We start from the raw sequence: 8,865 nt of genomic DNA, 5'->3' as shown, positions 1-8,865 counted from the left end.
AGATGGCAAGATCACTCAAAAAAGGTCCTTTCGTAGATGATCATGTAATGAAAAAAGTTATTGCCGCAAAAAATGCAAACGATAACAAACCAATCAAGACTTGGTCAAGACGTAGCACGATTGTACCTGAAATGATTGGACTAACATTTAACGTTCATAATGGCAAGAGCTTTATTCCTGTATATGTTACAGAAAATCATATAGGCTATAAACTTGGCGAATTTGCTCCAACACGCACATTTAAGGGTCACAAAGGCTCAGTGCAAAAGAAAATCGGCAAGTAAGGGGAGATGATATGAGTAGAGCAATTATAAAATTCGTAAGACTTTCTCCTACAAAAGCAAGACTTATAGCAAGAGAAGTTCAAGGTATGAATGCCGAGCTAGCGCTTGCAAGCTTGCAATTTATGCCAAATCGTGGTGCTAAATTTATAGCAAACGCTATTAGCTCAGCAGTAGCAAATGGCGGATTTGAGCCAGAAGAGGTTGTAGTAACTAGTTGCCGCGTTGATGCTGGTCCTGTATTAAAGAGATTTAGACCAAGAGCAAGAGGAACAGCGAGCAAAATTCGCAAACCTACTTCTCATGTAATGGTAGAAGTATCTAAACCTGAAAAGAAGGAAGCATAATATGGGACAAAAAGTAAATCCAATAGGTCTTAGACTAGGAATTAACCGCAACTGGGAATCTAGATGGTTTCCAACCAAACAAAGTCTTCCTGAAAATATCGGTGAAGATTACAAAATTCGTGCATTTTTAAAGAAAAAACTTTACTATGCAGGAATTAGCCAAATTCTAATCGAAAGAACGGCTAAAAAACTTCGTGTAACCGTAGTTGCAGCTCGTCCTGGTATCATCATCGGCAAAAAAGGCCAAGATGTTGAAAACCTAAAGAACGAAGTTAGCAAACTTATCGGCAAAGAAGTAAATGTAAATATCAAAGAAGAAAGAAAAGCTCAAGCTTCAGCTCAACTTGCTGCTGAAAACGTAGCTATGCAACTTGAAAAGCGTGTCGCATTTAGACGTGCTATGAAAAAAGTTATCCAAGGTGCTCAAAAATCAGGCGCTAAAGGTATCAAAATTTCAGTTGCTGGTCGTTTAGGTGGCGCTGAGATGGCAAGAACCGAGTGGTATCTAGAAGGTCGCGTTCCGCTTCATACTCTTAGAGCAAAGATAGATTACGGTGTAGCTGAGGCTCATACAACTTATGGAAACATAGGTATTAAAGTATGGATTTTTAAAGGTGAGGTTCTTCAAAAAGGTGTTCAACCTGAGAAAACTGAAGAAGAGGCACCTAAGAAAACACGTAGAGCAAGAAGAGGTAAATAATTATGTTGATGCCTAAAAGAACGAAATTTCGTAAGCAAATGAAAGGTCGCAACCGTGGTTATGCGACTCGCGGAGCATCTTTAGCAACTGGCGAATTTGCGCTTAAAGCTGTTGAGGCTGGTAGAGTAAATTCACGCCAAATAGAAGCTGCTCGTCAAGCTCTAACTCGTCACGTAAAGAGACAGGCTAAAATTTGGATTAGGGTTTTCCCTGATAAGCCACTTACTAAAAAACCTCTACAAACTCGTATGGGTAAAGGTAAGGCAGGAGTTGAAGAGTGGGTTATGAACATTAAACCTGGTCGTATAATATTTGAAATGGCTGGTGTTGACGAAGAGTTGGCTCGTGAAGCTTTAACTTTGGCTCTACACAAACTTCCTTTCAAATCAAAATTTGTAACGCGAGAGAGTGAAAATGAAATATACTGAGTTAAAAGATAAGAGCGTTGCAGAATTAAACGCGTTGCTAAAAGAGAAAAAGGTGCTTTTATTTACATTGAGACAAAAGCTAAAAACTATGCAGTTAAGCAACCCTAATGAGATTAGTGCTGTTCGCAAAGAGATAGCTCAGATCAACACTGCAATTAGTGCAACAAGACAAGGGGCGTAAAATGGCATTAAAAAGAGAAATTCAAGGTGTTGTTTTACAAAAAGCTGGAGATAAGACAGCTACTATTTTGGTAGAAAGACGTGTTATGCACCCAAGATACCATAAATTTGTAAAACGCTTTAAAAAGTATTTAGTTCATGATGAGAAAAATGAGACAAGAGCAGGCGATACAGTTGTTGCAGTTGAGTGCAGACCACTTTCGGCTCGCAAGAATTTTCGCTTAAAAGCTGTATTGGTAAAGGGAGTTGAGTAATGATTCAAAGTTTTACAAGACTTGCAGTTGCTGATAACAGCGGCGCAAAAGAGTTAATGTGTATAAAAGTTCTTGGCGGCAGCAAAAGAAGATACGCTACACTTGGCGATATCATAGTTTGCTCTGTTAAAAAAGCTCTTCCAAATGGTAAGATCAAAAAAGGACAGGTTGTAAAAGCTGTTGTTGTAAGAACTAAAAGAGAGGTTCAAAGAGATAATGGTTCGCTAATCCGCTTCGACGAGAACGCAGCTGTTATACTTGATAGCAAAAAAGAGCCAGTCGGCACTCGTATTTTTGGACCAGTTGGACGTGAAGTTAGATATGCTAACTTTATGAAGATTGTTTCGCTAGCTCCGGAGGTTTTATAATGGCTAATGTAAAATTTAAAGTCAAAAAAGGCGATACTGTTAAGATTATCGCTGGTGACGATAAAGGCAAAACTGGTAAAATTTTAGCAGTTCTTGCAAAAAAAGGTCAGGTTATAGTTGAGGGATGCAAAGTAGCTAAAAAAGCTATCAAACCAAGCGAAAAAACTCCAAATGGTGGTCACATAAATAAAGAGATGCCAATTGACATATCAAATGTCGCGAAAGTTGAAGGATAAGAGATATGAGTAGATTAAAAGATAAATTTAACGAAACTATCAAGCCAGCTCTCGTAAAAGAATTTGACATCAAAAATCCAATGCTCATCCCTGCACTCGAGAAGATCGTGATCAGTGTAGGTGCTGGAGACTCTGCGAAAGATCAGAAAGTGCTTCAAAATATGGCTGATACCATTTCACTTATCGCTGGACAAAAAGCGGTTATCACTGATGCTAAAAAATCAGTTGCTGGCTTTAAAGTTCGCGAAGGTTTCCCTGTTGGTATCAAAGTAACTTTGAGAAAAGAGCAAATGTATGCTTTCTTAGATAAGCTAATTAGCGTTGCTCTTCCAAGAGTTAAAGACTTCCGTGGTCTTCCAAAAAATGGCTTTGATGGACGTGGAAACTATAACTTCGGTCTTAGCGAGCAGCTAATGTTTCCAGAGGTTGAGTACGATAAAATTTTACGAACTCATGGTATGAATATTACGATTGCTACTACGGCTAAAAACGATAAAGAGGCATTCAAATTGCTAGAGCTATTTGGTGTGCCGTTTGCAAAAGGAAAGTAAAATGGCAAAGAAATCAATGATAGCAAAAGCTGCACGCAAGCCAAAATTTGCGGTTCGCGGCTATACTAGATGCCAAATTTGCGGTCGTCCGCACTCTGTTTATAAAGATTTTGGAATTTGCCGTGTTTGCCTAAGAAAAATGGCTAACGAAGGCCTAATACCTGGTCTTAAAAAAGCAAGTTGGTAAGGAAGAGAAATGTTGAACGATTTAATATCAGATGGATTAACACGCATTAGAAATGCAAGTATGAGAAGACTTGAGACTGCGAAATTGCTTCATTCTAAGGTTGTTGAGGCTACTCTTTCTATCCTTGCAGCAAAAGGCTATGTAGAGAGCTACAACGTTATCGAAGAAGGTAACAAGAAATTTATAAACGTAGTTTTAAAGTATGATGAGTACGGCAGAAGCGTTATAAACGAGCTTAAAAGGGTTTCAAAACCTGGTCGCCGTGTTTATCAAGGCAAAGACGACATTAAGCGTTTTAAAAATGGTTACGGAACAGTTATCGTTAGCACAAGCAAAGGCGTTATGAGCGGTATTGAGGCAAGTAAAGCTGGCGTTGGTGGCGAGGTTCTTTGCACAGTTTGGTAATAAACTGCGTTAAAAGCGCTATTTTGACCTTATAGCTTAAGGTTAAAATTTTTTTAGCTAGGTGAAATTTTATATTTCGCCAAAGCTAAATTTAGAAATTCAAATGAAGGTTTCGTCAAATTTGACGATCAAATTTACGGCATTGTGGTGTTTATTCGTAAATGTAGGAACACCCTAGACAAGTAAAGGAAAAAAATGTCACGTATCGGAAAACAGCCTATCGCTATCCCAAGTGGTGTAGACGTTAGCGTTGAAAATAATGTCCTAAAATTTAAAAAGGGCAATCACTTAAAAGAGCTTGACACAAAAGGTCACGTTGATGTCAAGATAGAAAATGGTCATATAGTTTTTGCTCCAAAGGGCGAAGATCGCCAAAGCAGAGCTTACTGGGGAACATATAGAGCACTTGCGAATAACATCGTAACTGGTATCACTCATGGCTTTACTCGCCAGCTTGAGATCAACGGCGTTGGTTATAAAGCAGCTGCAAAAGGTAAAATTTTAGAGCTTTCTCTTGGTTTTTCACACCTTATCAACTATGAGCTACCAGCAGGCGTTGAAGCTAGTGTTGATAAAAACGTTATTACTATCAAAGGTGACGACAAACAAGTAGTAGGTCAAGTGGCTGCTCAAGTTAGAGGATTTAGACCACCTGAGCCATATAAGGGCAAGGGCGTTAAATATCTAGAAGAACGTATCATCCGCAAAGCGGGCAAGACATCTAAAAAGTAAGGAGCGGTAAATGACAGCAAAAGTACTAAAAAGAAAAATCGCTCTTAGAATTAAGAGAAAAATAAGAATCAGAGGTAAAATTTCTGGTGTTGCAACTTGCCCAAGAGTTTCTATTTTCAAATCAAACAGAACTCTTTATGTTCAAGCGATTGACGATGTTACAGCTACTACATTAGCTGCAGTTGATGGTAGAAAAATAGGCATAAAAGCAAATAAAGAAGGTGCGGTCACTTTAGCTAAAGAATTTGCTAAGGCTTTGAAAGCTAAGAAGATAGATGTTGCAATTTTTGATAGAAATGGTTATTTATACCATGGCGTTATCGCAGCATTTGCTGAAGCTTTAAGAGAAAATGGCATCAAGCTATAACCCAAAGGAAAATCGATGGAAAAATATAATAGAGAAGAATTTGAAGAAGTAATCGTCGATATCGGTCGGGTTACAAAGGTTGTTAAAGGTGGTCGTAGATTTAGATTTACAGCTTTAGTTGTTGTTGGTAATAGAAATGGCCTAGTTGGCTTTGGATATGGCAAAGCTAAAGAGGTGCCAGATGCGATGAGAAAAGCGATTGACGACGCATTTAAAAATATTATTCACGTTAAGATCAAGGGCACAACTATCCCTCACGATGTAGAGGTAAAATACAACGCAAGTAGAATGCTACTTCGCCCAGCTAGCGAAGGTACTGGTGTTATCGCTGGTGGTAGTGCGCGTCCTATTATCGAGCTTGCAGGTATTAAGGATATCCTTACTAAATCACTTGGCTCAAACAACTCAGCAAACGTCGTTCGTGCTACTATAAAAGCACTTAGTTTGCTAAAAAGCTAAGAGAAAGGAGTTAAGATGGCATTAGAAAAATTAACACCTGCTGCAGGTTCAACTCATGCAACTAAAAGAATAGGTCGTGGTCAAGGCAGTGGCAATGGCAAAACTGCTGGCAAAGGCAACAAAGGTCAAAGAGCAAGAAAAGGTTACAATGAAAAAAGAGGCTTTGAGGGCGGACAACAACCACTTCAAAGACGTCTTCCAAAGGTAGGCTTTGCTTCTAAATTTGAAAAACCTTATGTTATCAATGTTGAAAAGATCGCAGCTATAAAAGAGCTTGCGGAAATTTCAATCGCAACAATAGCTAGCGTTCATAAAATTTCAAAGAGCGTTACTAAGATAAAACTAATCGGTGCAAGCGCAAAAGCTCTTGCTTCAAAGATCAAAGACGAGAACGTTAGCGTTAGCGGAACAAAATAATGGATAAAACACTGACCAACAAGATTTTGATCACGTTGGCATTTTTGTTCGCATACAGGATACTGGCTTATGTGCCAGTTCCTGGTGTTAATGTCGACGTAATTAAAGAATTTTTCAATTCAAACAATAGCAACGCCTTGGGTCTATTTAATATGTTTAGTGGTAAAGCCGCTGAGCGTTTAAGCATCATATCTCTAGGCATCATGCCTTACATCACAGCTTCGATCATCATGGAGCTTCTAGCAGCGACATTTCCAAAGTTAGGTCAGATGAAAAAAGAGCGCGACGGTATGCAAAAATATATGCAAATCATACGTTATGCGACTATCGTTATCACTCTTGTACAATCAATCGGCGTCTCTATCGGACTTCAAAGCTTAAGCGGTCGTGGTGGCGAGCAAGCTATCATGATAGATATGAATTTATTTATCGCGATCTCTGCTGTATCTATGCTAACAGGCACTATGCTACTTATGTGGATAGGTGAGCAGATCACACAGCGCGGTATAGGCAACGGTATAAGTCTTATCATCTTTGCGGGCATCGTCTCTGGCATACCTAGTGCGATCGGCGGAACTGTAAATTTGGTAAATACTTCTGAGATGAATTTCCTAACAGTCATCGCTATTTTGGTAATTATTTTAGCGACCATTGGTGCTATTATCTTTGTCGAGATGGGCGAAAGACGTATCCCTATTTCTTACTCAAGAAAAGTGATAATGGAAAATCAAAACAAACGTATAATGAACTATATACCGATCAAAGTAAATTTAAGTGGCGTTATCCCACCGATATTTGCTAGTGCGATTTTGATGTTTCCAAGTACTATTTTGCAGGCTAGCACAAATCCAGTAATCCAGGCTATCAACGACTTTTTAAGTCCAAATGGCTATATGTTTAACGTTTTAACATTTTTATTTATCATCTTCTTTGCGTTTTTCTACGCATCTATCGTGTTTAACACAAAAGATATAAGTGAAAATTTGAAAAAACAAGGCGGATTTATCCCAGGTGTTAGGCCAGGCGAGAGTACAGCTAGCTATCTAAATGAAGTAGCTGGCAGGCTAACTTTAGGTGGTGCTTTATACTTGGGTATCATTTCAACATTACCTTGGGTACTTGTAAAGACTATGGGCGTACCATTTTATTTTGGCGGTACATCAGTTCTTATCGTGGTTTCAGTAGCACTTGATACGATGAGACGTATAGAAGCTCAGTCTTATACAAACAAATACCAAACTCTAAGTGCAGTAGGTCTATAAAATGGCTATCACGCTAAAAAGACCAGCTGAGATAGAGAAAATGAGAGCGGCGAACAAGATCGTCGCTCGAACACTTGATCACGTTTCTACGATCATAAAACCTGGAATTTCACTTCTTGAGATAGATAAAATTTGTGAAGATATGATAAGAGCTGCTGGAGCAAAGCCTGCCTTTAAGGGACTTTATGGCTTTCCAAATGCAGCTTGCATAAGTGTCAATGAAGTGGTAATCCATGGAATTCCAAATAAATACAAGCTAAAAGAGGGCGATATCGTTAGTGTAGATATTGGTTCAAATTTAGATGGTTACTTTGGTGATTCAGCTAGGACATTTGGAGTTGGTAAAATTTCAAAAGAAGACGAGGCTTTGATCGCTTGCTCAAAAGACGCACTATATTTTGCGATCGACTATATAAGAGCTGGTATGCATTTTAAAGAAATTTGCTATGAGCTTGAGAAATTTATTCTTGGTAGAGGCTATGTGCCTTTGCGCGGATATTGTGGTCATGGCATAGGCAAAAGGCCACATGAAGAGCCAGAAATTCCAAACTATCTTGAAGGAAACAACCCAAAAGCTGGACCAAAGATAAAAGAGGGAATGGTTTTTTGTATAGAGCCGATGATCTGCCAAAAAGATGGTACGCCAGTTTTAGGAAGCGATAACTGGAAAGTAACCTCAAAAGATGGTTTGAGAACTAGCCATTATGAGCATTGTATGGCGATAGTCAATGGCAAAGCCGAAATTTTAAGTCAAGCGTGAAATTTAGAGAAAAATTTAAAGAAAGGAGAATTTGTGGCAAAAGACGATGTCATTGAGATTGATGGAAATGTTGTTGAAGCACTGCCAAATGCAACTTTTAAAGTTGAGCTTGACAACAAACATATAATTTTATGTCATATCGCCGGAAAAATGAGAATGCATTATATAAAGATAATGCCTGGCGACCGCGTAAAAGTAGAACTTACGCCATATAGCCTAGACAAGGGCAGGATCACTTATAGATATAAGTAAATTTGATTTTGTGGCAAATATGCTAAGTAAATTTAAAGCTGGTTTTGGGTAAAATCCAAGCTTTGCGAAAAGCTGTATGAAGAATTATTTTCAAAGTTCCCCACTTATTTTGAAAATAGTTGGTTTAAATTATTTCTTTAGACCTGATGCAGCCCCTAAAAAAGTGGAATAAATTTTTAGGAGACTAAAATGAAAGTTCGTCCTTCTGTAAAGAAGATGTGTGACAAATGTAAAATTGTCAAACGTAGTGGCATAATTCGTGTTATCTGCGAAAATCCAAAACATAAACAAAGACAAGGATAAGGCATGGCACGTATTGCAGGTGTAGATTTACCAAACAAAAAGAGAATAGAGTATGGTTTGACTTATATCTATGGTATAGGTCTTTACAAATCTCGTCAAATTCTTGACGCAGCTGGAATTTCTTACGACAAGAGAGTTTATGAGCTTAGCGAAGACGAAGCAGCAGCTATCCGTAAAGAAATTCAAGAGCACCACGTCGTTGAGGGTGATTTGAGAAAACAAGTTGCTATGGATATCAAAGCTCTTATGGATCTTGGAAGCTATAGAGGTCTTCGCCATAGAAAAGGTCTTCCTGTTCGTGGTCAAAAGACTAAAACTAATGCTAGAACCAGAAAAGGCAGACGTAAAACTGTCGGCGCAGCTACTAAGTAAGGCA

General features: G+C 38.5%; 20 protein-coding genes. All 20 read left to right on the top strand.

Annotated features, from left to right (window positions below):
* Positions 1-2 precede the first annotated feature (2 nt).
* Complete coding sequence (gene rpsS / locus CYP05_RS02515; protein WP_002941639.1) at positions 3-284, top strand: 30S ribosomal protein S19; 282 nt, start codon at positions 3-5, stop codon at positions 282-284.
* Positions 285-295: 11 nt separating this feature from the next.
* Positions 296-628 (top strand): 50S ribosomal protein L22, encoded by a 333-nt coding sequence (gene rplV / locus CYP05_RS02510; protein WP_002941544.1) that lies wholly within the window; start codon positions 296-298, stop codon positions 626-628.
* 1 nt (position 629) lies between these two features.
* On the top strand, positions 630-1,328 hold the full coding sequence (rpsC, locus tag CYP05_RS02505) for a 30S ribosomal protein S3 (RefSeq protein ID WP_002941650.1): 699 nt from the start codon (positions 630-632) through the stop codon (positions 1,326-1,328).
* A gap of 2 nt (positions 1,329-1,330) precedes the next feature.
* A complete protein-coding gene (rplP, locus tag CYP05_RS02500; RefSeq protein ID WP_002941572.1) occupies positions 1,331-1,756 on the top strand; it encodes a 50S ribosomal protein L16 in 426 nt (141 codons plus the stop codon).
* On the top strand, positions 1,743-1,937 hold the full coding sequence (gene rpmC / locus CYP05_RS02495; protein WP_002941625.1) for a 50S ribosomal protein L29: 195 nt from the start codon (positions 1,743-1,745) through the stop codon (positions 1,935-1,937). Before rplP ends, rpmC begins: the two co-directional genes overlap by 14 nt.
* Before the next feature lies 1 nt (position 1,938).
* Positions 1,939-2,190, top strand: coding sequence for a 30S ribosomal protein S17 (gene rpsQ, locus CYP05_RS02490; protein WP_103641889.1), 252 nt, complete (start codon positions 1,939-1,941; stop codon positions 2,188-2,190).
* Positions 2,190-2,558, top strand: coding sequence for a 50S ribosomal protein L14 (rplN, locus tag CYP05_RS02485; RefSeq protein WP_002941516.1), 369 nt, complete (start codon positions 2,190-2,192; stop codon positions 2,556-2,558). The genes rpsQ and rplN overlap by 1 nt, the downstream gene beginning before the upstream one ends.
* Positions 2,558-2,794, top strand: a complete 237-nt coding sequence (rplX, locus tag CYP05_RS02480; protein WP_103569885.1) for a 50S ribosomal protein L24 — start codon at positions 2,558-2,560, stop codon at positions 2,792-2,794. The genes rplN and rplX overlap by 1 nt, the downstream gene beginning before the upstream one ends.
* A gap of 5 nt (positions 2,795-2,799) precedes the next feature.
* Positions 2,800-3,345, top strand: a complete 546-nt coding sequence (rplE, locus tag CYP05_RS02475) for a 50S ribosomal protein L5 (protein WP_002941643.1) — start codon at positions 2,800-2,802, stop codon at positions 3,343-3,345.
* A 1-nt stretch (position 3,346) separates the two neighbouring features.
* Positions 3,347-3,532 (top strand): type Z 30S ribosomal protein S14, encoded by a 186-nt coding sequence (locus CYP05_RS02470; RefSeq protein WP_002941532.1) that lies wholly within the window; start codon positions 3,347-3,349, stop codon positions 3,530-3,532.
* Between the two features lie 9 nt (positions 3,533-3,541).
* Positions 3,542-3,937, top strand: coding sequence for a 30S ribosomal protein S8 (gene rpsH, locus CYP05_RS02465; RefSeq protein WP_009295261.1), 396 nt, complete (start codon positions 3,542-3,544; stop codon positions 3,935-3,937).
* Positions 3,938-4,132: 195 nt separating this feature from the next.
* Positions 4,133-4,669, top strand: a complete 537-nt coding sequence (gene rplF, locus CYP05_RS02460; protein ID WP_002941606.1) for a 50S ribosomal protein L6 — start codon at positions 4,133-4,135, stop codon at positions 4,667-4,669.
* 10 nt (positions 4,670-4,679) lie between these two features.
* Positions 4,680-5,036 (top strand): 50S ribosomal protein L18, encoded by a 357-nt coding sequence (gene rplR / locus CYP05_RS02455; protein WP_103641888.1) that lies wholly within the window; start codon positions 4,680-4,682, stop codon positions 5,034-5,036.
* 15 nt (positions 5,037-5,051) lie between these two features.
* Positions 5,052-5,495, top strand: coding sequence for a 30S ribosomal protein S5 (gene rpsE, locus CYP05_RS02450; RefSeq protein ID WP_002941646.1), 444 nt, complete (start codon positions 5,052-5,054; stop codon positions 5,493-5,495).
* A gap of 15 nt (positions 5,496-5,510) precedes the next feature.
* Positions 5,511-5,912 (top strand): 50S ribosomal protein L15, encoded by a 402-nt coding sequence (rplO, locus tag CYP05_RS02445; RefSeq protein WP_002941506.1) that lies wholly within the window; start codon positions 5,511-5,513, stop codon positions 5,910-5,912.
* Positions 5,912-7,174, top strand: coding sequence for a preprotein translocase subunit SecY (gene secY / locus CYP05_RS02440; RefSeq protein ID WP_009295263.1), 1,263 nt, complete (start codon positions 5,912-5,914; stop codon positions 7,172-7,174). Before rplO ends, secY begins: the two co-directional genes overlap by 1 nt.
* 1 nt (position 7,175) lies before the next feature.
* Positions 7,176-7,934 (top strand): type I methionyl aminopeptidase, encoded by a 759-nt coding sequence (map, locus tag CYP05_RS02435; RefSeq protein WP_103641887.1) that lies wholly within the window; start codon positions 7,176-7,178, stop codon positions 7,932-7,934.
* Between the two features lie 33 nt (positions 7,935-7,967).
* Complete coding sequence (gene infA, locus CYP05_RS02430) at positions 7,968-8,186, top strand: translation initiation factor IF-1 (protein WP_002848031.1); 219 nt, start codon at positions 7,968-7,970, stop codon at positions 8,184-8,186.
* A 189-nt stretch (positions 8,187-8,375) separates the two neighbouring features.
* Positions 8,376-8,489 (top strand): 50S ribosomal protein L36, encoded by a 114-nt coding sequence (rpmJ, locus tag CYP05_RS02425; protein ID WP_002941545.1) that lies wholly within the window; start codon positions 8,376-8,378, stop codon positions 8,487-8,489.
* A gap of 3 nt (positions 8,490-8,492) precedes the next feature.
* The gene (gene rpsM / locus CYP05_RS02420; RefSeq protein ID WP_012140556.1) at positions 8,493-8,861 is read left to right on the top strand and encodes a 30S ribosomal protein S13; all 369 of its coding nucleotides are present in this window, start codon (positions 8,493-8,495) and stop codon (positions 8,859-8,861) included.
* The last annotated feature ends 4 nt before the right edge of the window (positions 8,862-8,865 follow it).

The sequence above is a fragment of the Campylobacter concisus genome (assembly GCF_002913545.1).
Lineage (GTDB): Bacteria > Campylobacterota > Campylobacteria > Campylobacterales > Campylobacteraceae > Campylobacter_A > Campylobacter_A concisus_AV.
Note: the sequence above shows the minus strand (reverse complement) of the source record. Positions and strands in the feature narration are given on the sequence as shown.